We start from the raw sequence: 23,245 nt of genomic DNA, 5'->3' as shown, positions 1-23,245 counted from the left end.
AATTCACAGGCTTGGCCATTCGCCTGCATTCAAATACAAAAAGGGCCGCCCAATGGCGACCCATCTTAATCTCAGTCATATTGCAAGCTTACTGCATTGGTGAGAGGACAATTTCCACACGGCGGTTTTGTGCCCGTCCTTGAGCCGTAGCGTTGGAGGCAATAGGCCGTGTCAAACCATAGCCGAATGCAGCGATACGGTAAGACGGAATACCCTGGTTAATTAGATAAGCACTGACAACCTGTGCCCGCTGCTGCGACAACTGCATATTATATTGTGCATTACCCACATTATCCGTGTGGCCCAAAACATTCATCCGTGTCTTGTCAAACTTCTTGCCAACAAGTGCAACACTGGTCAAAACCTGCATGGCACGTGGGCTTAAAGCCACCTGATTGGTAGCAAAAGTCACATCATTTGGCATATTCAGCACAATTTGGTTGCCATTACGGGTAACGGAGACACCACTTGCACGCAATTGCTGACGCAACATATCTTCCTGCTGGTCCATGTAATTACCAATGCCGCCACCAATTAAACCACCAGCAGCAGCACCAACAAGCGCACCTTCCACACGGGCGCTTTCACCGCCAGCAATAGCACCAATCACAGCACCAGTTGCAGCACCTAAACCACCACCAATGGCTGTGTTGGAAACCTCACTTTGTCCGGTATAAGGGTTAGTCGTCTGACATGCAGCAAGAACCATCAATGTAGCTGCTACAGCAGAGGCACGAATAGACTTTTTCATAAACATAATGACCCGATCAGTTTTGCCTGGCGCTATAATCACAAAATGCGCGATGACCCGATGAATTTCTCAGATTATTAAAAACATTAGCGTGACTGACAAGCAAAAAAATCACGTAAACTACGACACATTCAATTATTTTAGCAATAAGACAAAAAATGAAAAACAGTGGGAGTAAGCTTAGTTTGTTTCAAAATTTGAACATAATTCTAATTACGTTTGGATATCCAGCTATTTACCACTAAAAAGTGCACACCGCACAAGCAGTGCGCACTTTTAAAATCATCCGTCACAACAGGCAGGCACCGTTTAAAAACGATGGGTAAAACGCGCTAGAACTGCCCCACCTTGCTTGCCGCGTTCGTGATCAGCATTCAAACTGTAACTAGCCCCTACGCGTAACTGACTATCAAGTCCAACTTGCATTTCGTAATCAACGCCAAAGTCAAGCTGCCTTGCCTCGGGTACAAGCGAGATCTCTTTCTCGTTAAAGATAACCTTAGCATCACGTGTCCTCCCGCTGGCATATTTGAGCTTTACAGTCCCCTGTTCCAATCTTAAAGGTTGGCGTACAACAAAGCTTAACCGATCATTTGCAGTAAACTGATTATCAACATGAGCTTTCAAGCCAAAACCGCTGTATAAAGCGGGAGAAAGGTCGGAGACAAACCCCGCGCCTTGTCCATGTGCAACGCCCGCTTCCATAACAGCTTCAAACTGAACACCCAAAAGCGAGGTTTTCGCACCCATATGCAGGCTCGTATCGAACGAAGAGAAACCATCAATACTATCATTGGCGGGTGCGAGGTGCATCCCCATAAAAGACCTACTCTCGCGAACGCTCGTCATGCCCAAAGTGAGAGATGCATCATTGCCCAAGGCAAAGCAATGCACACCACCAAAGCCATAATTCTCTTGCCCAGCATGCGTTGCATCCACAAAACCGAACAAACCACTACGCGTGCCCTGCTCCGACTTTTTAAGCATCGAAAAAGCTATACCCTTATCCGCAAATCCCCAAATAGAACCCGACTTAGAAAGCAAGTGGTTCGTTCCGCTCACAAGACCATAACTATGGCTCAGCTCGTTTGTTAGCCCTGCTGCAAACTGCCATCCGGTGACACGCCCTCCAAGTTTGTGCCCCGCAGAGAAGCTGGCAAAATCATCACCTTCCCTTTTCTCTGCTTGATAATAGTGAAGCTGTTTTTCAAAGCTATCACTCTGGCTTTTTTGTAAAAAGCCACTGACATCAAGGTAAAAGTCTGTACCAAGCCCATCAAAAACAGCAATCTTTTGTCCTAATAATGCATGCGAAAGCCGCGATCCTATTACATCACCTGGTACTATAGAAGCGTGCGCTACTGGTATTACTGCTTTTGTAGTGCTTTTGGTCGTGGCAACTCCAAGCCCACCAACAGGCTGCAAAGCAGCTTTTAAATCAAGCATGCCATGACCGAAAGTTGAGCTATAATCATGCTTTATACCTTTTCCAAAATCAACAGTACCAGCAACGGTGAAATTACTAAAATCCGTATTTGCTGTTGCAAGAAGACGGCTCACCAACTCTTCGGGCTTTAGTTTTGGAAAAGCTTCGCTTAACAGTGCCACAGCGCCTGATACTTGCGGCGCCGCCTGTGAAGACCCGTAGCCTGTAGTATAATAGGCTACATCATAGGCATCATGCCCGTAAGCAAAATGAGTAAACCCATTCGCAATAATGCAATACTCAGCAGCTTCATGGCATGGTGTCGAAAGAAGTTCTAAAGAGTTCTTTTTACCAACGCCCTCAATAACCGGTACAGCATTGGGAACAACCAACCATTTGCCCTGTAACTCGCCATAAAGCTTGGGTAAACCCGCCATCAACGAAACACTTTTAGTCCCGTCATGTTCATTTGAAACACCAAATACGACAACTCCTTGTTTAGTGAAGTTTTTGACTGCTTCAATATAATTTGTAAACCCGAGTTTGAAGGCCTCTTTATTCGCCTTTATGTAACTATAATAATTGATTATAGCCTCAGTGGTTGTCATGCCTTTATTCTTCAACTGATATTCTTTTAAATCAGCAAAGGTGTAATGCATTGGCATGCCACGTTCTTTCATAAAATACTTATAACGAAGTGCAAGCCAAGAGTTATTTTGTACAATAGCTCCTTTATCTGCAGCGTCTTGCGTTGCAGCCGCCACGTTTTGCAAGCTGTCGTCTCGCACAGCTAAGTGCAAGCCAGCACCGGGTGCCACACCAACCATTCCACGGCCATCACGCCTTCCGGCAGCCAGAGAGGTAATACTCGTCCCATGGCCACTAATGTCTTTGGGGCCAAAATAATCTATTTTCTTACCGCGAAACTCTTGATGCCCCTCCAAAAATCCTCCATCAACAATCGCAATGGTTTTACCAGATCCAGTAAGCCCCTGCGCATGCGCATACGCTAAATTGATCGCTTCATAAGCGCCCACATTCACCTTTTTGTAACCAGAAATAAAACGGGAAAGTTTAGTGGGCTGCGTTGTATACTCTGCGGCCTTGGCTAACTTCTCCTCGCTAGCTCCAACAAGAGGGTCAGGTAATATTACAGGGGTGGCAGGCTCCAAAGGTGTCCATGGAATACTAACAATCTTTTTTGGCGGAACACTTGGTGTAGCTGGCGCAGTAGAGCCTGACGAAGGCGTTGCCACTGGCTTTGGCGCAACTGGTGTTGGTGTTACCGCCACTGGCTTTGGTGCAACCGGCGTTGGTGTCACCGCCACTGGCTTCGGCGCAACCGGCGTTGGTGTTACCGCCACTGGCTTTGGTGCAACCGGCGTTGGTGCCACCGCCACTGGCTTTGGCGCAACAGGTGTCGGTGTTACCGCTACTGGCTTTGGCGCAACAGGTGATGGTGTCACCGCTACTGGTTTTGGCGCAACCGGCGTCGGTGTCGCCGCCACTGGTGTCTGTGTCGCCGCGACCGGCTTCGGCGCAACTGGTGTCGGTGTGGCCGCTACCGGCTTCGGCACAACCGGTGATGGATTTGGGCTGTTAGTAGCACTCGGTTGGGATCCACCATTACTCTTTGGAGGCTTCTCTTGGCCGCTTCCATCACCACCACATGCGCTTAGTGATAAAAGGAAAAGGTAGATAATTATTCGCTGAAAGTTAAACATCGCTTGCCCAAAGTACTATTAGTAAATCCAATGGAAAGAAACACAATATGTATGAGCAGATGTCAATATGAGTTGTAAATATATTATTTATACACTTTTGATTGCATAGGGTTTTAATAAAAAAGGAAGCGACAAAACGTCTAGCTTCCTGATTTATTTTTAATCTCCGATAGTTTTATTCACTCGCATTGGCCGCAGCCGAATTCAGCATGCCGTAGTTCTGAATTCCGATTGTTTCAATCAGTTCGAGTTGCGTTTCCAGGAAGTCGATATGCCCCTCTTCATCAGCAATCAAACCGTCAAACAGCTTCATAGTTACATAATCACCCTCACGCTCACAAACTTCACGGGATTCTTTGTAGGATGCATGCGCGGTTTCCTCACCAGCCAAGTCGGCTTTGAGAATAGAAATTAAATCAGTACCGGCATTATCCAGCGAGCCTGCCCCCATTTGCGGCACACCACCTAAGAAAAGAATGCGCTCAAGCAATTGGTCGGCGTGGTCTTGCTCTTCGGCAGATTCTTCAAGTTCTTTAGCTGCTAACCCTTTAAAGCCCAAATCGTCCAAACGCTTTGCATGTAAGCGATACATATTCACCGCGCCAATTTCCAATTGCAATGCAATATTCAAACGCTCAATGACAGCAGCATTACCTTTCATGGCATAGCCCTTCCTATTCTTAAATGCGAGAGCTACGCCCCCTATTATTTAACCATCTAAATAATAGGGTATTTAACAACACAAGACAATAGTTTAGATTTATTCTAAACTAAGATTAGGAGGCACTTGCAATAAGCGCTCTCCAAGAAAACCGTAGACAAAACAGAAAAAGGCGGCACTAGAAAAGCGCCACCTTAAATATTCCCATTTTACTTCAGCTATCTAAGCGCCTTATTGCCGTTAAAAACGCACTGTAGCCGAGGCTTTAATGGTCCGCCCGCGGCCGCCATAACGTGGATTGTTAACACCATCAGCTCCCCCGATATTCATCCCAGCAGACGCAGGGATATAAAAAGCATCCAAAATATTATCAACACCAACGGTAAACTTAAAATTCTCAGTTGGTTCATAAGAGCTATATACGTCAAGCAGGGTATATGACTTCGTTGTCACATATTTATAAGCAGTTTTCGTAGGATCGCTCATTGCTGCCAAACCACCAGGGAAAGCTTGTTGGTATTCGCCAACGTATCGCAACTTACCACCAATAGTTAAAGCTTCATCAAACCACCTTGTACCAACATCAAGGCTTGCAATGTACGGCGATAAACGGCCAGAGTCATTCCCCATTCCGGCAAATGCACCCATGGGTTGATCCGTATCAGACCAAGTAAAAGCACCGTTTACATAAAAGTCCCTAGCATCATAACCAGCCGATAGCTCAATACCTTGCATGGCTACTGTGTTAGTCGCATTCATGTATTTCATTGGCTCAGACATCATGGCTTCATAAATGCGCATATATGTCGCCATATCACCGCTTGCCATCGCAGCCTGCATTTCGTTACTGGCTCTTTCGACATCGTAATTAATACCTTGACCAATAAAATCTTTGATGCGGTTGTTAAAGTAATTGGCCGCAAAAATCAGACGATCGTTTTCCAATACCAAATCTTGCGCATCAACTTTAAAGCCAACTTCAAACTGCGTGCTTTTCTCAGCCTTCAAGTCCATGTTGTATGTTTTAGGGTTCCCGTATCCGGTGAAATCATGGAAACTATAAAACATTTCACTGGTGGTAGGTGCTCTGGATGTTTTTGCAAACGAACCATAAAGGCTAAGCCAATCTAAAGCCTGGTAAGACAGTTTTAGATTTGGATTAAAGTTATTTTCTGAGCGCTTGATACGGCTTGCTACCGAGAAGTCTTTGTTATACGTTTCTACGCCATCAATTGTGTAGGCATCATATCGCAGTCCAGCTTTAAACTTCCAATCGCCATAGCTGAAAAGGCTATCCCCAAAACCGCCCCATTTTTGCAACTTCCCCTCAGGGTTAGAGCCGCGCTTTTCATTTCCTTTGTAATCATCAAAGTGGTAAGCACCGCCAAGCTGCAGGTCGATTTCAAGGCCATTATCAAGTTCAAAATAACTTGTATTACTCACACTACCACCGGCAGAGAGTATATCACCCTCTCGGCCATTATAAGTCCCCCCACCCTGCTTTGTTTTTTCAGGGAACCGCAGCTCGGATTTATTCACGTATCCAGTAAACTGTGCACTGATATAATCACTATCTGGCGTGAGTTCGTAGCTAAACTTGCCACCTTTATTATCTAGGTTCCAAGTGTAATCATCCGTAAATACATTGAATGTATTTTTATATTTCATAGCTTGTGCACTAAATTTGTTGACCTTGTTCAGTGCATAAGAAAGTTTGAACAATCCGTTTTCAGGTTTGCGCTCAGTATCGTTAAACTCACGCGAAAACAGTTTCTCTTTGGGTACCCGTTGTCCCGAACCATCATCAAAAGCATCGGTAATTCTTGCTGTATATGCCCCCAAGGCCTCAACATAGCTATCATCACCAAAACGATAACGCATAGCGCCGGCACCAAGCACACCCACACCATAGCCGTTCGTACCTGCCTCGGTTTTAATCATAGCGCCAGCATTGCGCCCTTCAAGCAACACATCATCAACATCAATTGTTTTAAAATTAACCGAACCGTTAAGCGTACCTAAACCATCAGCTCCGGCTGTAGCTCCTTTATTGATATCAACTTCCCCTACCATAAAGGGATCCATAAACACCAGTGGATCAGGTGTCCCTCCATGCCCCGAAAGGTTCCTGAAGGTCTGGGGTATACCGTCAATCATCGAGTTAACACGGCCACTCCCTTGCAAACCGCGGATATTGACTGAAAAACCGGGGTTATCCGTTGCTGCACGTGTAAACACCCCCGGCGTGCTACGCAAAACCTTAGAAAGGTCTCCACCACTTTTGAGGCTGATTTCTTCATTCCCCACCACTTGCGTACTATCAATGCCATCCAGTGGAGAGTGAACTTCAATACGATCGAGATCGACTGTCTTCTTGTTTTGCTCTGAGTGTGATGGACTGACGCAAAGCACTAGCGCCCCGGCAGAAAGAGCTGCCAAGTGAATTTGTTTATTTTTCATGTAATTACCGCTGAATTTTACAATAAGCTATGGCGGCGGCTAATAGCAATTTACAACCGACAAATATTAAATATGAATCTTATTGTCAAGTTTACTTATAATTAATTATCAATAACACAAGTCAAGTAAATTTGTAGTTTTCCTAATATAAATAAAATACACTTTCAATATATATACAATATACTTATTAAGTATTCTTATAATAAATCACCCAAAAACACTAAACACAATTTATATAAACGCAGTAAATATTTAACGAAACATCATATAAACAGGTTTACAATTATGACTTAACGATCAAGAAAATAACAAATAATTTTACTTATACAAATTTTGTTTTACAAAAAAGCTCCCTCATTTTACGAAGGAGCTCATAGTATTACATTGCGTTTTTAATTATTTTTCTTCTATATTTTACCAACAGGCTCCAACGTTTGCCGGTACAACTCGTTATTAGCACTATCCATCAACCGCACAGTCAAATGCTCACTGGCACCGTCCACATCAACAATCCCGAAGAACTGCAACCCGTCCGACGGTGGCAGGTTAAACTGTCCCTCTTTTGGTGCTTTCATAAATTTCACTTCGGGGCCAAAAGTCTTGTCCAAACCATTCGGGCCGAATGTACCTGCATGAATGGGTCCGGTTACAAACTCCCAAAAACCGTTGAACTCCTGGAACGCTGCATTGTTCGGGTTATAGTAATGCGCAGCCGTATAGTGCACATCTGCCGTCAGCCATACCACATTCTCAATTTCAGCCGCCTTGATAAAGTGTAGTAGATTGGCAAATTCCAACTCGCGCCCCTTAGGGCTACCATGGTCTCCATTGGCCACCGCTTCTGCGCCGCTCTTTTCCTTCCAGTTATCCCAGACAATCAAGCCAATAGGCATATCACAGGCAATCACCTTCCAGGTGGCACGAGAGGCGGCCAGCTCACGCTTGAGCCATGCCAGTTGGGTTGCCCCTAAAATCCGTGCCGCATCGCTCAGCTCACTTTCCATAGAAGCGCCATTGGCGCCGCGATAGCTGCGTAAATCGAGAAAGAACACATCCACCAAAGGCCCATAAGGGACTTTCCTATAAACCCGCCCCGGTTCCGCCGGTGTATAGCTAATCGGTGTCATTTCATGAAAAGCCCGCCCTGCCCGTGCGGCCAACACACCAACGTTCTTTTCACTGTAACGCGCATCATTCAACAAATCTTTGCTAGAAGACCAGTTATTGACCACTTCATGATCATCCCACTGGAAAAATGTCGGCACTTCAGCATTAAACGCCTTGAGGTTCTCATCAAGCAGATTGTATTTCCACTGCCCGCGAAACTCATTCAGCGTTTCTGCAACCTTGGACTTTTCAGGGGTCACAATATTCTTCCAAATACTGCCATCAGCAAGTGGTACCTCTTCTTTCATAGGGCCGTCAGAGTAAACAGTATCCCCACTATGAATAAAGAAATCAGGTTTATGCTGGGCCATAGTTGCATAGGTTTTCATGCCGCCGCGCGCCACATCAATACCCCATCCCTGGCCTGCTGTATCACCAGACCAAACAAAACGTACAGAGCGTTTCGACATCGGGCCGGTACGGAAACGACCGATAACAGGCTCACTCAACCCGTTGACATCATTCAAGTCTTCAAACTGAATGCGGTAAAAAATCTCTTGATCGGCAGGTAACTGTTCCAACAGTCGCTTAGCGGCAAAATCCGTATTGGGCAGCGCATTTGTGGGGGCCAATTTGAGTGGATCTTTAAAGCTCTCCACCGTATCCAGCTCCAAATGCATTTTGGCAGCGCGGTCACTGCGCGACCATACCATGGCAGAGTGCGCACTAACATCTCCGCTCTGCACCCCGTGGGTAACAACGGGCCGCGATGCCGCACGTGAGAGCGAGGGCATGCCCAGCCCCGTGCCAAGCATAACCCCGCTAGCGGCAGTCGTTTTCAAAAAAGTCCGGCGAGTTGATTGTGTTTTCATCTTTAATTCCCCAAGTGTTTCGCAATCCAATGCAAATCACTACTAGGGAATTTACGTATCCAACAAACAACAGTTCAATGTAGAAATAATGAAAAAAGCTTAGGCCATTAAGTAAATTTGTCTTAACTCGATATCACGCCACCACAAATAACAATATTTGACCAAGATTATCAGTATTATAATATTAATGCAGAATTACCGAATCAAAATTATGAATTGCAAATCAGGTATTACGATGAAAATCGCGCTCACTATATTAAACATTATCATAATTTTATTTCCAGTACACTTCTTCACTATAATTTTGAGTATTTCAACCAATGGTTCCCCTATGATTTTTTTGTATTGAACTCACTAATTATCTTAGGTTTTATTCACCTTGTCGTCCTAACAAGACTATGGATCGCCATAGCCCTGATCATTCCTACGCTATTCTTAAGTTTATATTATATTCTCCCAAGCTCTTATCTTTTAAATAAAATACGAATAGTACTAAATGAAGAAAGCCTTAATAAACTTAATGAAAATGAATCTATCGACTGGGGACATAGCGGTTTTCTCAGCTATGGAACCTGGTATATCCTAATAAAAACCGAATCATTCGATGAAAGCGCTTTCTACAAAAAGAATGAATGGTTAATAGAGCCCAACTGCGTGAATAATATAATTTTAAAAACAGATAGCTATGTACTTCTGCAACACTGGTGTCCATGAAATTATGATTAAATCATCATATTTTACGGTTTGGCTTATATAAGTTGCACATACCCACTCAAAATAATACGGCTGGCATGTATTTATGATAATACTCCCGGATACTTTTGAAGTTTATTGCGCCCAAGTACGCATTTTACTCGGAAGATTAACTCAAGAACTTTTTTATGTGTTTTCCATTTTCGTTTATTAATTTTATACCTGAGCCAATTCTTTTTTCCCATTCGATAATTAACAAACGACGCCCGATCACTATCCAGACTAGAGGCAAGTGGAGTATCTCCAGCTGCTTCGTGTACTTGCAGAACTGGATGCGGGAAGATGCTATGAGCAGCAGTTTTAAAAAGTGTATAATCATCTACCAGTGTATCAATAGGCTTTCGAAAGTCCTGACAATAATCAATAAGTGAGCTAACTGCATCTTTTGCAATTAAATATGCCCCTGCTCCCTCACTTGTTTTTAAAACCTGAACAAGTTCATAGCCTTCAGTTAGTTTCTCAATAACATAACCTTTGGATTGCCATAGGTTTGCCAGCTTCAAGAGTTTTATATCTGCAAAACGAACCCCTGCGAGCAGCCGCGGTAGGTCTGTTTCAATAATCACATCATCTTCAAAAATCACAAAGGCATCTGCTGTGTCATCCTGCTCTAGTTGCCGCCATAACTCTAAATGGCTTAGGCCACACGCCAGTTCAGTTGGCGCAAGTTCACGTCCAAAGTGCTGCTGTGCTTTTTTCGCATAATATTTATGCTGAACGCCCACCATAGTATCGGGCGTAACCGCACAAAAGAAATGAATATCTAGCCCCCATTTGGCAGCCTGCAACTGCATATGCTGACGCCGCTCAACAGCCTTTTCAAGATTAATCGCAAAATACTTAATGTGCATTTGAAGTAACCAGTAATACTAAAGTTACGCTTTATTTCGTCTCAACAATTAACAATAGCAGTATTGTAAGTAATATTTACTACAAAAGCATATATTTGTTGGTCGATCTACAATCGTAAAAAAAAGGAAACGAGCTACCTCAACGCGCCTTACATCATGAAGACAACAATGCAGCTGTTTAACAAAACTGGCGAGTTAATAATGCTTTCATTTACTATTCCCAATTAAATAGCAAAAATAGAATACTAATAGAAATTATCATCCCCAGGGGTACATTTAAATGTAAAATCAATGTAGCACACTATGTAAAGTAAAATAAAAACTCGCGACAGTTCTACCAAAAAATCTAGGACAAGACCCCTGGATACTTTAGCCAAGACCTACGAAAAACAAAACATCTCAACCGAAATAACATGTATAGGAATTGCTTGTGTAACCGCCATTTTCTTCTTAATGCTCTATATGCAAATCTATTCATTTTTGACATGGGCGCACTTTTAAAAGTGTGTCTATCATGCTCCAAACTTGACGAAAAAGGTGTGTCTAAATCTGCATTATGAATAACCTTCACAGGGTATGGATAAATACTAAACGCCTTAATTTTGAAAAGTGAATAATCATCTATGAGTGTATCAATTGGTTTTCGAAAGTTTTGGCAAAATTCAATAATCTGTTTGCATTCTTTTTTATGAAGTAAATATGCCGTTGCTCCTTCGCTCGTTTTAAACAAGCGAAGTAATTTGAATTCTTGTACTAAATCCCTCACCTCATAACCTTTACAACACCATGTATTGGCCAGTTTTAAAAGCTGTATTCGATCCAGCTTTATTTTTTTTAGCAGGCAATTTAAATCAGCTTCAATCAAAACGTCATCTTCAAAAATTACATAGGCATCCGCTTCTTCGTCCTTCTCTAATTGCCGCCATAGCTCTAAATGGCTTAGGCCACACGCCAGCTCTGTTGGTGCGAGTCCCCGCCCTATATGATAGCGTGTTCTTTTCGCATCATATTCATGCCGCACACCCGCCATAGTATCGGGTGTAACCGCACTAAAGAAATGAATATCTAGCCCCCATTTGGTAGCCTGCAACTGCATATGCTTGCGTCGCTCAACTGCATTATCTAAATTTATAGTAAAGTACTTAATAATCATCCAAACCCACCCAAATGAAAAATGGATTTATAAGTATATAACCATACGTAATGCAACTTTATACAACCTAAATCAGTATTTTATTAACAAATAAACCGTAGAAATCACCAGATCCGGGTTTTACAAAATATTTTCTATACGTTTTACCTAGTACATCAGTTTAAAATATGAAATAACTATAAATTCGACATAATATACTTACTGCATAGGTGCCAATACCAAACATGCAGCGGTGAATTCCTCACCCTGAAGCGGCAAATAAGCGCTGCTTCTAAGTGCCTGACCAAAATTAGTTTAGTGATACCAGCAGTTTAATCATACTCTGCTTCACATTCGCCTACAGGCTCTAAACCGGCAGAAATCGCAGCGCATGCCAGCGCAATATGCCGTGGTATGACCACAATTTTACTTGGGTCTTCCCGCCTTATTCCGGTTTCATATAACCGAACAGTTTCGGGCGATAAACCAAGCGCTTGTGCTGCAAGCGCCCTACTTTTAAACCCGCTTTTCTTTCGCCAGGCTTTAAACTCAGCTGCTGTCATTATTCTACTTTACTGCCCCCATTCAACATAAAAAATAAAACAACATAAATAAGCAAATCCAATAAAAGCAGCAATCATTTCAACGCATTCACCATTATTGATTGATGCTCATTCGAGTACTATTCAACCTACTTGAACTAACAATAGTAAAAAAATAATGAATTACATATTACCATTAATAATAACCATCACCTAGGGTACCGCATAAATATAACACTTCGCCAAAATTACATTTCCATAGTAACTATATTTAAAATACTGTTCAATACAGCGAATACTCATGTATGCGAGCCATACACCAACATACACTATTATTTATGGAGCAGGCTAACCAATTAAAATAGCAATGCCCAATGTGTTCTCGTTGTTGGCATCTATGGAATGAGGGCGACACGATACTTTCACACTCAGAATGCCCGACGTTACCACCCTCGCAGCTGGAGGGCTTGCGAATTCAATTCTTTCGCTTATTTTCATAACAAAGCTCGTAGGCATCTGAGTTATAGTGATCAAGCATTCACGCAAAAAACCAAAAAACCCGTACCTGCCAGCAGATACGGGTTCTTCTCTTTAAGTCTAACGCTGTCGGATACACAAAAAACTAGGCAATCACTGCATCTTCGGCGTCATATTCGTCTTGTGGTGGCACCAGAACAAGGCAAGCTGCGGTAAATTCCTCAAACTTGAACCGCCGCACACGGGCCGCCTCATCATCCTCGCCCCATTGGGCAATGTTCCAGTCTTCGTCCACATGCGCCGCTTGCCACACAACCTCGGGCGTAAACGCGTGTTTTGCAACCGCCAAAGCCAGCACGGCACTACCGCTAATCGAGGTAATGGTGTGAATAGCCGCCAGTTCCAGCGCGCTAAAGCCATCCAGCTGGGCGCGAAATGCTGCAAGCAATTGCGTATCTTGCGGCTGGTGCATCACACCGGCAATCATCACAAATTTGCCGTTCAAAAGCTCTTGCGCCCAGTCCACAATCGGGTCCCAAGCGGTATTTTGCAGCTCAACCAGCTCCACAGGGCTATCAACACGATAACACAAATGGTCATTACCGGCATAACGGGTAATCTCATCAGCCACGTCAGCGTAAGCACTCGCCACCCCGTCAATGGCCGCATGGGCCAAACGGGTCAGCGGCATGGTTGCCGGGTCAATAAACTCTTCTTGCAATTCCCATTCGGCAGCACAGGCACCGGCTAAAAGCTCACTATCAAAGCCAAGCGCATTCTTGCCCGGTGTTTTAATCGAGCGGCCATCCAGCAGCACCGCAAAATTGTCACCCTCTTGCGCACTCACGTGCACCCGCTCGTAAAACCGTTTCGGTAGGTCCCGCTTGGCAAGTGCTTTGGCGCGCAAACCGGGGTCTGCAGGGCCCTTGGCAATATCTTCGGCCAGCTGTTCAAACACATCACGCATATTGCACCTCGCTCCAGCTTAACTGTTTGGAGATAGCAGGTATAAGCTGTTCAAACTTGTCAATCACTTGAAAAGCCCCCGCCTCCATCAATTGCGCTGGCTGGTGGTAGCCCCAGCTCACCCCCAAGCCATGCACACCGGCGTTTCGCGCCATCAGCATATCGTAGCTGGTATCACCAATCATCACGGTACGCGCCGCGTCAACACCGGTCTCGGCCATGGCTTGCATAATCATTGCCGGGTTGGGCTTGGAAGGGGCACGGTCAGAAGTTTGTATGGTTACAAACTTGTTTTGCAGCCCGTGCTCTTCCACCATGTAGGCCACACCGCGCGAGTGTTTGCCCGTGGCCACACCCAAAAGCACATCATCGCGCTGCGCCAAAGCATCCAGAACCTGTCTGGTACCGGGGTATAAAGGCGAACGGTCTTCCCCGCTTTCGCGCCGCTCAATTGCCCGCTTGCGATACGCAGCTTTCATAACAGGCACCAAATCCGCCCGCGCATCCCCCACCAGCTGTAAAAAAGCTTCTTCCAGAGAAAGCCCGACAATCGAAAGCCCCTCAGCACGCGTGGGGCGCGGCAGTTCAACGGCTTCATAAGCGGCATATAGCCCCTGCATGATCGCATCCTGACTGTCAATCAACGTGCCATCACAATCAAATATTACCAAGTACATCGCTAAGTCTTCCGCAATAATGTCATCAACCCCGGTTTATTTGGCTTTGCCCGGTGCAGGTTCATGCTCTTCGGGGTCATACTCGCTCACATCAAAGCCAAGCAGGTTCCAGGTTTGCTGCATATGAGGCGGTAGTGGTGCCGAAACATCAATCATGCCATTACCCGATGGATGTGGAATTAAAATGCGACGCGCATGCAGATGCAATTTATTCTGAATACCGCCGGGCAGCTCCCAGTTATCCTTGTTGAAGTATTTCGGGTCGCCAATAATCGGGTGGCGCATATGGGCCGCATGAGCGCGCAGCTGGTGGGTACGCCCTGTAACCGGTTGCATGGTCACCCACGAAAGCTTCTGCCCCGAACGCTCCACCGTGTTGTAAAGGCTCACCGCGTGTTGTGCTTCATCTTCCCCGTGGCGGGCAATACGCATCCGCTCCGCCCCTTCGTCACGTGCCAGATAGGTCGAAATACGTCCTTGGCTCGGCTTCGGAATTCCAGCCAGTATCGCCCAATAAATCTTACGGGTGTTACGGTGGCGAAACGCCTTGGTCAGCTCCTGCGCCGCCAAGCGGGTTTTGGCAATCATCAACACACCAGATGTTTCCCGGTCCAGCCGGTGCACCAGGCGTGGCTTATTGCCTTTGCGGTCGGTAAACGCTTCCAGCATCCCGTCCACATGGCGATTGACACCAGAACCACCCTGCACAGCCAAACCGGCGGTTTTGTTGAGCACCATCACCTGCGCGTCTTCATAGAGCACCATTTGCTCAATGGCTTCGCGGTCATCTGCCACCATTTTACGAGGCTTGGGCCGCGCATTGCGCTGGTCGCTCGCATCCACACTCACGCCCAGCGGCGGAATGCGCACAATCATCCCCGGCTCAATTCGGCTCGAAGCTTCGCAGCGCTTGCCATCAAGGCGCACTTGCCCGGTACGCATGAGCTTTTGCAACCGGCCAAACCCTAGCGTGGGGTAATGCTGTTTAAACCAGCGATCAAGACGCATACCAGCTTCATCGGCTTCAATTTTTCTTTGTTCAATTGCGCTCATCGCAAGCCATCACACCCGTCATTGCAAACCGCAGCAGTTGCGGTTACCAAACAAAATTCCATGCGCCCTCATGTGACAGCACAAACGCCCGCTGGCAAGCCCTGCTATGAAAGATTGATGAAAAAACTGCGAAAACCGCCAGAATATCGCACAGTCCGAGCAAATTAGGCGCTAAACGCTGCCCGGGCAATATAAAGGCCAATAAATAGGCCTGTAATGCCAATCAGCACCGACCCTGCCACATAGGCAAAGGCCAACAGCGGCTCACCGCGTTCCCATAACACCGCCGTATCGAGCGAGAAACTGGAGAATGTCGTAAAGCCCCCTAAAAAGCCGGTGGCGACCAGCAAGCGAAATTCGGGCGACGAATTCAGCCGATGCGCAAGGAACTCGATAAACAGTCCCATAATGATGGAACCAAGAATATTCACCGTAAATGTGCCCCAAGGAAAACTTGGCCCCAAGTAGCGCAATCCGGCAAGCGAAACCAGATGACGGCACATAGCACCCGTGCCGCCCCCCAGAAATACAAGCAAAATATCTTTCATCAGCCCTACCTATTTGAGTCCCTGGTGTTTGTCCTGCGTTAAAATGCGTAATGCATCATAAAGGGCGCACCTTACCCATCCGTTTCTCTATCTGTTTTTTTATAGGACTTGTTGGCAGCATCACGCGCCGCTTGTGCCCGCTCCCCCCGCAGCCGTTGCCAGTAGTTCAGGCGCTTGTTTATCTCGCGCTCATATCCACGCTCGGGAGGGTGGTAGAACTGCACCCGTCCCATTTTTTCGGGAAAGTAATTTTGCCCCGAAAACGCCTCGGGCATATCATGGTCATAAAGGTAACCGGCATTATAGCCCATCTCCGCCATCATCTTGGTGGGCGCATTCAAAATATGCTTGGGCGGCATGACAGAACCGCCCTGCCTGGCCGCTTGCCGCGCGGCCTTGTAGGCAAGGTATGAGGCGTTGGATTTGGGCGCGGTGGCAAGGTAAATCGCCGCCTCTGCCAAGGCATAGTCTCCCTCGGGCGATCCCACCAGCTGGAAAGCATGCCGCGCCGCGTTTACCACCACCAGCGCTTGCGGGTCGGCCATGCCAATATCTTCGCTGGCCATCACAGTGAGGCGGCGCAAAATGTACAAAGGGTCCTCGCCACCCTCCAGCATCCGGCACATCCAGTAGAGCGCCGCATCAGGGTCAGAACCGCGAATGGATTTATGCAACGCCGAAATAAGGTTGTAATGCCCCTCTTTGTTCTTGTCGTAAATCGGTGCCCGCCGATGCACCACTTTGGAAAGCCGCTGCACATCCGCCTGCGCCCCTTCTTCAATAGTGCGGTAGACATCCTCCACAAGGGTGAGAATTGAGCGCCCGTCGCCATCGGCCATACCCAGCAAAGCATGGCGGGCATCGTCATTGAGGGGCAGCGCATAGCCCACCTCGTCTTCGGCCCGTTGCAACAACTGTTCTAAAGCTTCGCCCCCCAAGGCTTCAAAGGTCAGCACATGCGCGCGTGAAAGCAGCGCCGCATTCAGCTCGAAACTGGGGTTTTCGGTGGTCGCCCCCACAAGGGTAATGGTGCCATCTTCCACAACGGGCAAAAAACTGTCGAGCTGGGCACGGTTGAAACGATGAATCTCGTCCACAAACAACAAGGTACCTTGACCGGTCATCCGCCGTGTTTTCGCAGCCTCGAAAACCTTTTTCAAATCGGCCACACCGGAGAAAATCGCGGAAATTTGCTGGAAATGTAAATCGGTCGCATCGGCCAAAAGCCGTGCCACGGTGGTTTTACCAGTGCCCGGCGGCCCCCAAAAAATAAGAGAACCAAGCGAGCCGGACTTCAACATCAAGCTCAAAACACCGTCAGGACCAATCAAATGGCTTTGCCCCACTACCTCGTCCAGCGCCAAGGGCCGCAACCGGTCCGCCAACGGGCGCGGTGCCTCGCGTTCAAAACCTGCTGCTGCAAACAAATCACTCATGGCACATCCTGATCTTTTGGCAAAACTTATCACTGGGTTTACACCAGTTCAAACCACAAAAGAATATGCCATAAACCCTTGCCCCATACTTTGCTCGTTTCAAACCGGCTAATTGATGTCAACACACCAAAGCCTCAGACGGTTTAAGTTTGCCAACAGCGTCACAATTACCAAGTCCTAGCTCAGCATATGCGGGCACACACCACTCGCGCTAATCCCTCCACTTTTCAGCCTCTATTTATTGGAATATTGTTGTGAATATTCAATTACATATTTTAGATCAGGACAGTCCATATGTTTCGAGCAAACCATAAACGCCTCGCTTTACTCTCTGTTTTTTTTGTATTGCTGTTTTGGGCGCTCAATCTTTATATAGCCGTAAACCCATCGCTCATTGAGACAATGACGGATGTTGGTGCTTTTGGTGACGCATTTGGTGCAACCGGCGCACTGTTCGCGGGTTTGGCGTTCGCAGGCCTCCTCTACGCGATCCTTCTGCAACAAGAGGAGGTAAAAATTATCAAGCAACAAAGAGATGAAGCGAAACAGCTTGCTAGCCAACACATAGAGCAAGCTACGCATACAGCATTGATCGAAAAACAGCTTTTAGCAGAAAAGGCTTACTTTCAATACCTTGAGTTACTTGCTGGGTTAAAGCAAAACATCACTGTTTCTGATAGAGAACTTATGGGCGATGACGCTCTAGCTTTCATAACAGATTGTGCTACAGTAAATTTAAGAGTGGACTATCAATCATCTAATTGGCCTGACAAATCACCGCACTTTTCCCAAACAAGCTCTTATGCAGCAGTACTTGTACACGCACTCTGTCTCCATCGCTCAAGAGATAAAGAACCGCAAACACCTGCCGATCAGCTCTTTATCGACAGCCTTTCACCAGCGGACTATTCGCTATTGTCACTCAGCCTACTATCGGACAAATACCAGCATTTGGCTTCTTTAGCGGAGGAATATGAACTGCTTGAAAATTGCTCACTATCTGATGAAGGACTAAAATTGGTTGAAAGCTTATTCCATACTCCAACGCCCTAGGCTCCCTTTCCCTTGTACAGCGCCATTAATTGGGCCGCAATAGCCGCCCTTGGCTGGTTCAAAAGGTACCGGCAGACCCGCTAAACCACACCTGTCACGAACATAATTCACCCAACCTCACCCACAGTAGAGGTTTATTTTTCCCAACATAAAACGGCGAGCCAATAAGACCCGCCGTTGCAATTCACGCTTATTCATCGGGTATCATAAGGCAGCTAACCTTCAACACCCTCATTTACTAAATACGACAACCACCCGCCCTATAGGCGCAAAGTTGTCGAATATTTATGCCCGCCGCGCATAAACTCCAAGTGCCATGTGCGGTTGTTTTTGCGTAAAAGGCGGCTTAAATCTCGGGTGTTCTTCACCTTACGCCCGTTAACTCCCAAAATAATATCACCGCGCTGGAAGCCCACATAAGCCGCTTGGCTGTCGCTCTTAACATCAGAAATCACCACTCCCTCAGGGCTGCCCATAAGCCGCAGCTCTTCCGCAACCGCTGGCGACAGGTTCATCACCGTAGCGCCGGTTAATGGTGAGCGGCCATCTATTTCACGGCTATCACGCGGAATAGTTTCTGGCGCAACCGCCATATGCACATCGACACTCAGTTTTTTACCATCACGGATCAACGCAAACTTGGCCTTACTATCAATGGGCTGCGTAGCAAGGCGGTAACCAAACGAATTGGGGTCGTTCACCTCTTCGCCATTTATCGCACTAATCAAATCACCCACCTCAATACCGGCTTGTTCGGCCGGACTTTTTTTGGCAAGGCTGGTTACCAACACCCCTTTTGGTGTTTTCATACCCAGACTATCGGCAATATCGCGCGAAACCGCTTGCACCTGCGCCCCAATCCATGGCCGGCGCACCACATCCCCATGGCCAGCGGCGGCAGAAACCACCTTGGCCATATTGGCCGGAATAGCAAAACCAATACCGTTAGAACCACCAGAGCGGGTAAATATAGCGGTATTAACCCCCACAAGCCGCCCGTTCACATCCACCAATGCCCCGCCAGAGTTACCGGGGTTAATCGCTGCATCTGTTTGAATGAAGAACTGGTAATCCGAAACACCAACCTGCGTCCGTGCTACGGCTGAAACAATGCCTTGCGTTACGGTTTGCCCCACCCCGAACGGGTTTCCTATTGCAAGCACCAAATCACCCACATTAAGTGCATCCGAGTTTGCAAATTCAACAAACGGGAACTGTGTGCCATCACCGTCAATTTTCAAAACGGCCAAATCGGTGCGTTCGTCCTTCAATAATATTTTGGCATCATATTCACGTCGATCCGCCAAAACCACCCGCACCGCATCCGCATCCTTAATCACGTGGTGGTTGGTAATTATTATCCCCTCTTTGGAAATAATAACACCAGAGCCAAGGGAGCTTTTCACCCGCTCACGGGTCCGCGGGCTGCCAAACGGGCTGCGTCCGCCAAAAAACTGCTGAAAGAACGGATCATTTCCAAATGGCGAATAAGCCCGCTCGCGCACCCGGCGGCTGGCATAAACATTCACCACAGCGGGGGCAACTTTCTTCACAATCGGCGCAAAGGTAAGCTTCACCTCACCAGCACTTTGCGGCACCATGGCTTGTGCACTTTGTAAATAGGGAGCGCTGCTAAATATGGCCAGCCCCATAAACAAGGCGCTAACAACAGCGCCACTTTGAACAATACCCTTAATTCTTCGCAGCATTCAATTTTCGCCTTTCATTCCTGATCGCACCCCTAAAAGCCTGCATCATGCAGCTTAAGCATATTAAGATATATTTCACTTCTCTAGAGCGTATTCCCGAAAAGTGGAAGCCGGTTTTCGGGTAAGAATACGCGTCAAAATAATAGGTGAAAGAAGTTTGAGCGTTGCCATGAACGAGCAAACTTCTTGAAGGTGTATTAAACAACAATTGACCCCGTCTCCAAGTTCGTTATCCACCCCCAAAAACACCTAATCAATTACACAGGTAAAAATGGCCGCGTCGCGAAACGCCCGAACGATTTAAACCAACCGGTTTGAACCAGGCTCTGCGAGCAAACAACCACCATTTTAAAAATGTGCAACCACATCTATATTTGCACCAAACTTCATCACATCTTGAGCACTAATTGGTATGTTTTGAACACAACATGCACCAGTATTCGCACCCTATACCAACTGCAAACAAGCAAGAAACCGCCTTTTTTATCCCCTAGCGTTTTAAAGCCCGCGCAATCTCAATAGTTAAGAATCACAGTTTCACATCCACAAGTCTCTGATATTGCGCCACAAAAAGGCAGCAATAAGTCAAAGCGTCAACGCAAAAAAAAGGGTTGGAAATCAATCCAACCCTTTTACTTGCAGAATCTAAACGCCTCAAAAACCACGTAAAAAAGATCGCAGTTTAAAGCATCTCTACACTTTTCTTACTTTTGCCAAGTAGCTTTCAACCATTTTAGAAAGCGTTTCCGATTGATACGAAAGCTGCTCGGCTGCTGTTAATACGCTTTGCGCCTCAGAACCCGTGCTTTGCGCAATCTCGCTTACCCGCGTAATTGCCGCAGCAACCTCGGTAGATCCTGCTGTAACCTGCTGAATATTACCAGAAATTTCGGTCGCCGTTACCGATTGCTCCTCAGCGGCACCGGCTACAGCCGTTGACACTTCGTTAATACGGGCAATCACTTTGGTAATCTCGTCAATGGCCGCAACAGCTCGGTTGGTTTCGCTCTGAACTGATTGAATTTGCTGGGAAATTTCTCCAGTTGCATTCCCGGTCTGGTTGGCCAGCTCTTTCACCTCAGAAGCCACAACAGCAAACCCACGCCCCGCGTCACCGGCACGCGCCGCCTCAATAGTCGCATTCAGCGCCAACAGGTTTGTTTGTTCGGCAATATCGTTAATAAGTGAAACAACTTCGCCAATACGAGCAGCAGCATCTTGCAAACCATGTACAGTCTTCGACGCACTCTCGGCCGTTACCTCAGCTTCCTTCGAAATATCCGAGGATAACCTGATTTCCCGGTCAATTTCGCCTACGGTAGCAGACAGCTCTTCTGTAGCACCTGCAACAGCTTGCAAGTTCATAAGCGATTGCTCCGAGGCAGAGGATACAGTTTGTGCTTCACTGTTAGTTTGCTCGGACATTTCTGCCATACTGCGCGCGGTGCTATCCAGTGTATCGCCAGCTTGTTCAACAAGATCAAGCACTTCGCGCACACCGCGGTCAAAATCATTATTCAAGATTTCAAGCTGTTTCGCCCGTTCATTTCTTTCCATCTGTTCACGGGCACGCACATCCCGCATTTCCCGTTCAGAAGTCAGCCTTTGTTTAAATTCTTCAACGGCCTTGGCGATATCTCCAATCTCATCTTTACGGTCTAAATCGGTGATATTCTCTTCAAAGTTGCCTTTTGAAATACGATCTATAGAACCATTGAGCGCACTAAGCGGAGTTGAAAAATATCGAGCGATCGCAATACCAAGCAAAAGAACAACCAACTGCACGCCAAGACTGGAATAAATCATCGACCATCGCACATCTGAAACTTGTGCCGTTGCTTCCTCAACAGTTATTTCCGAGACAATTGCATTCAAACTACCAAAGAAATTTATGGCTGTTACTGCAAAAAGTTTATTCTCGTTCTTATATATATTCCTAGCACCAAGGCTAAGCTTCATATTTTTCAAGAAAGGTGCAGCATTATCAAATAGTTTAACATCAGTACTTTTCGGTGGTAAAGACTGTAAATGCCCCATAGTATCAGACATATAAGTTTGATTAGTTTTGCCAATCAAGGATTCTTTATTCAAAACATTTTCAGCAAATTGGTTTGTCAAGCGGCCAATCAAAACTGCCTTAATCTGCTCACCTTCTTTTGCCGGCGTCGCCACAAATAAGCTAGATTGATTATTAGCAAAAGGATATGGAGCTAACTTTGAAGCGTGAATATGCCCAGTCTCACCAATGAGGCTTTTTTCAAATAATGTCAGCAAAGGTGTATTTTTGAATTCATCGCTATGAATATTCTTTAAAAATTCAGGCCCTTTGGTAACGCTATAGACAATAAAACCATTTTTATCGATAATATACATATCTTCAAAAACGCCTTGGAACCACAACCGGTAAAAAGCGCTATGAATTTTTTGGTGTTTATAGCCATAAAAAGTGGTATTGTCGCCCGTGTAGTCAGCGCGGTCAACTGCGTCACTGTCTTCAGCCTGAAAGCTCTCCTTAACCTTTTTGACTGCCTCTTCATTAGTTTTCATCATTTCAATTGCTTGAAACAACTCTTTAAAAACCGTGGCCATAACAGGGCCATTAGCCAAAGAAATCAAAGACTCACTTGTTATGTCGGTTGCATTTCTAAGTGCATCTCTACGGCTCTCTGTAACGAGCTCAAGCTGGCTTTCTACTTCTTCTAAGATTGCATTCCGTGCTGTTCTTTCAGCAAAAACACCAACCAAACTGGTTGAAATCATAGCCAATCCCACAATCACAAGCGGTAACAAAAAGCTAATACGCCAAAAGCTGAATGTTCTACCATTCCCTATACTTGCATTTTCATCCTGTGAAATAGACATCTTGCTCTCCAGAAAATGTAAAATACCACAATAGTGGTTACATATAGTTTTAAACTTGCGCGAAGTATACTTATTACTATTTAGTAATTCTAATTCACTTAGAGATCAACTAAAAGAATTCCTCAATAAAAACTATACTCATATTTTATTTTTGCAATAAAAATATAATTAATTAAATGAAGAAA

General features: G+C 46.0%; 17 protein-coding genes. 2 read left to right on the top strand and 15 right to left on the bottom strand.

The genetic code is table 11. The features are described 5' to 3' along the window. Nucleotides 1-88 precede the first annotated feature (88 nt). Together AYK67_RS03545 and AYK67_RS03540 are read right to left on the bottom strand one after the other, a co-directional pair. On the bottom strand, nt 89-751 hold the full coding sequence (locus AYK67_RS03545; RefSeq protein ID WP_068083210.1) for a YiaD family glycine zipper/OmpA-like lipoprotein: 663 nt from the start codon (nt 749-751) through the stop codon (nt 89-91). Nucleotides 752-1,060: 309 nt separating this feature from the next. Further along, nucleotides 1,061-3,214: a S8 family peptidase gene (locus AYK67_RS03540; RefSeq protein ID WP_068082408.1), complete on the bottom strand. Its 2,154-nt coding sequence runs from the start codon at nt 3,212-3,214 to the stop codon at nt 1,061-1,063. 40 nt (nt 3,215-3,254) lie between these two features. Here AYK67_RS03540 and AYK67_RS17065 point away from each other — a divergent pair, with 40 nt between their 5' ends. After that, nucleotides 3,255-3,875, top strand: coding sequence for a hypothetical protein (locus AYK67_RS17065; RefSeq protein ID WP_162265075.1), 621 nt, complete (start codon nt 3,255-3,257; stop codon nt 3,873-3,875). A gap of 201 nt (nt 3,876-4,076) precedes the next feature. Here AYK67_RS17065 and bfr read toward each other — a convergent pair whose 3' ends face one another. The 11 genes from bfr to AYK67_RS03475 form a co-directional block, all read right to left on the bottom strand. Next, a complete protein-coding gene (gene bfr, locus AYK67_RS03530) occupies nt 4,077-4,562 on the bottom strand; it encodes a bacterioferritin (RefSeq protein WP_068082403.1) in 486 nt (161 codons plus the stop codon). A gap of 240 nt (nt 4,563-4,802) precedes the next feature. Next, a complete protein-coding gene (locus AYK67_RS03525; RefSeq protein ID WP_068082400.1) occupies nt 4,803-7,022 on the bottom strand; it encodes a TonB-dependent receptor domain-containing protein in 2,220 nt (739 codons plus the stop codon). Nucleotides 7,023-7,429: 407 nt separating this feature from the next. Continuing rightward, nucleotides 7,430-9,001: an alkaline phosphatase D family protein gene (locus AYK67_RS03520; RefSeq protein WP_068082398.1), complete on the bottom strand. Its 1,572-nt coding sequence runs from the start codon at nt 8,999-9,001 to the stop codon at nt 7,430-7,432. A 797-nt stretch (nt 9,002-9,798) separates the two neighbouring features. Next, nucleotides 9,799-10,605 (bottom strand): glycosyltransferase family 25 protein, encoded by an 807-nt coding sequence (locus tag AYK67_RS03510; protein ID WP_068082392.1) that lies wholly within the window; start codon nt 10,603-10,605, stop codon nt 9,799-9,801. A gap of 346 nt (nt 10,606-10,951) precedes the next feature. Beyond that, nucleotides 10,952-11,758: a glycosyltransferase family 25 protein gene (locus AYK67_RS03505; RefSeq protein WP_068082389.1), complete on the bottom strand. Its 807-nt coding sequence runs from the start codon at nt 11,756-11,758 to the stop codon at nt 10,952-10,954. A 311-nt stretch (nt 11,759-12,069) separates the two neighbouring features. Beyond that, nucleotides 12,070-12,300, bottom strand: a complete 231-nt coding sequence (locus AYK67_RS03500) for a helix-turn-helix domain-containing protein (protein ID WP_068082387.1) — start codon at nt 12,298-12,300, stop codon at nt 12,070-12,072. Nucleotides 12,301-12,901: 601 nt separating this feature from the next. Next, the gene (locus tag AYK67_RS03495) at nt 12,902-13,723 is read right to left on the bottom strand and encodes an ATP12 family chaperone protein (protein ID WP_068082384.1); all 822 of its coding nucleotides are present in this window, start codon (nt 13,721-13,723) and stop codon (nt 12,902-12,904) included. After that, complete coding sequence (locus AYK67_RS03490) at nt 13,716-14,399, bottom strand: HAD-IA family hydrolase (RefSeq protein WP_068082381.1); 684 nt, start codon at nt 14,397-14,399, stop codon at nt 13,716-13,718. Before AYK67_RS03490 ends, AYK67_RS03495 begins: the two co-directional genes overlap by 8 nt. Before the next feature lie 36 nt (nt 14,400-14,435). Then, nucleotides 14,436-15,452, bottom strand: a complete 1,017-nt coding sequence (locus tag AYK67_RS03485; RefSeq protein ID WP_068082380.1) for an RluA family pseudouridine synthase — start codon at nt 15,450-15,452, stop codon at nt 14,436-14,438. Nucleotides 15,453-15,616: 164 nt separating this feature from the next. Further along, entirely contained in the window at nt 15,617-16,000 is a 384-nt protein-coding gene (crcB, locus tag AYK67_RS03480) for a fluoride efflux transporter CrcB (protein WP_068082379.1), read from the bottom strand. Between the two features lie 71 nt (nt 16,001-16,071). Further along, nucleotides 16,072-17,436 carry a replication-associated recombination protein A gene (locus tag AYK67_RS03475; RefSeq protein WP_068082376.1) on the bottom strand — a complete coding sequence of 455 codons (1,365 nt, stop codon included), beginning with the start codon at nt 17,434-17,436 and terminating at the stop codon, nt 16,072-16,074. A gap of 402 nt (nt 17,437-17,838) precedes the next feature. Between AYK67_RS03475 and AYK67_RS03470 the strand changes: the two genes are divergently transcribed. After that, nucleotides 17,839-18,489: a hypothetical protein gene (locus AYK67_RS03470; protein ID WP_156453038.1), complete on the top strand. Its 651-nt coding sequence runs from the start codon at nt 17,839-17,841 to the stop codon at nt 18,487-18,489. Nucleotides 18,490-18,749: 260 nt separating this feature from the next. Here AYK67_RS03470 and AYK67_RS03465 read toward each other — a convergent pair whose 3' ends face one another. Together AYK67_RS03465 and AYK67_RS03460 are read right to left on the bottom strand one after the other, a co-directional pair. Beyond that, a complete protein-coding gene (locus AYK67_RS03465) occupies nt 18,750-20,141 on the bottom strand; it encodes a DegQ family serine endoprotease (protein WP_156453053.1) in 1,392 nt (463 codons plus the stop codon). A gap of 750 nt (nt 20,142-20,891) precedes the next feature. Next, on the bottom strand, nt 20,892-23,060 hold the full coding sequence (locus tag AYK67_RS03460; protein WP_068082368.1) for a methyl-accepting chemotaxis protein: 2,169 nt from the start codon (nt 23,058-23,060) through the stop codon (nt 20,892-20,894). Nucleotides 23,061-23,245: the final 185 nt, after the last annotated feature.

The organism is Polycladidibacter stylochi, assembly GCF_001562055.1.
GTDB classification, from domain to species: Bacteria; Pseudomonadota; Alphaproteobacteria; order Rhizobiales; family Stappiaceae; genus Pseudovibrio; species Pseudovibrio stylochi.
This window is presented reverse-complemented; position numbering and strand designations above follow the sequence as displayed.

What these genes read in the sequence shown, in the direction of transcription:
- AYK67_RS03545 (WP_068083210.1), bottom strand. Translation starts at nt 751, where the DNA reads ATGAAAAAGTCTATTCGTGCCTCTGCTGTAGCAGCTACATTGATGGTT.
- bfr (WP_068082403.1), bottom strand. Translation starts at nt 4,562, where the DNA reads ATGAAAGGTAATGCTGCTGTCATTGAGCGTTTGAATATTGCATTGCAA.
- AYK67_RS03525 (WP_068082400.1), bottom strand. Translation starts at nt 7,022, where the DNA reads ATGAAAAATAAACAAATTCACTTGGCAGCTCTTTCTGCCGGGGCGCTA.
- AYK67_RS03520 (WP_068082398.1), bottom strand. Translation starts at nt 9,001, where the DNA reads ATGAAAACACAATCAACTCGCCGGACTTTTTTGAAAACGACTGCCGCT.
- AYK67_RS03510 (WP_068082392.1), bottom strand. Translation starts at nt 10,605, where the DNA reads ATGCACATTAAGTATTTTGCGATTAATCTTGAAAAGGCTGTTGAGCGG.
- AYK67_RS03505 (WP_068082389.1), bottom strand. Translation starts at nt 11,758, where the DNA reads ATGATTATTAAGTACTTTACTATAAATTTAGATAATGCAGTTGAGCGA.
- AYK67_RS03500 (WP_068082387.1), bottom strand. Translation starts at nt 12,300, where the DNA reads ATGACAGCAGCTGAGTTTAAAGCCTGGCGAAAGAAAAGCGGGTTTAAA.
- AYK67_RS03495 (WP_068082384.1), bottom strand. Translation starts at nt 13,723, where the DNA reads ATGCGTGATGTGTTTGAACAGCTGGCCGAAGATATTGCCAAGGGCCCT.
- AYK67_RS03490 (WP_068082381.1), bottom strand. Translation starts at nt 14,399, where the DNA reads ATGTACTTGGTAATATTTGATTGTGATGGCACGTTGATTGACAGTCAG.
- AYK67_RS03485 (WP_068082380.1), bottom strand. Translation starts at nt 15,452, where the DNA reads ATGAGCGCAATTGAACAAAGAAAAATTGAAGCCGATGAAGCTGGTATG.
- crcB (WP_068082379.1), bottom strand. Translation starts at nt 16,000, where the DNA reads ATGAAAGATATTTTGCTTGTATTTCTGGGGGGCGGCACGGGTGCTATG.
- AYK67_RS03475 (WP_068082376.1), bottom strand. Translation starts at nt 17,436, where the DNA reads ATGAGTGATTTGTTTGCAGCAGCAGGTTTTGAACGCGAGGCACCGCGC.
- AYK67_RS03470 (WP_156453038.1), top strand. Translation starts at nt 17,839, where the DNA reads ATGACGGATGTTGGTGCTTTTGGTGACGCATTTGGTGCAACCGGCGCA.
- AYK67_RS03465 (WP_156453053.1), bottom strand. Translation starts at nt 20,141, where the DNA reads ATGGGGCTGGCCATATTTAGCAGCGCTCCCTATTTACAAAGTGCACAA.
- AYK67_RS03460 (WP_068082368.1), bottom strand. Translation starts at nt 23,060, where the DNA reads ATGTCTATTTCACAGGATGAAAATGCAAGTATAGGGAATGGTAGAACA.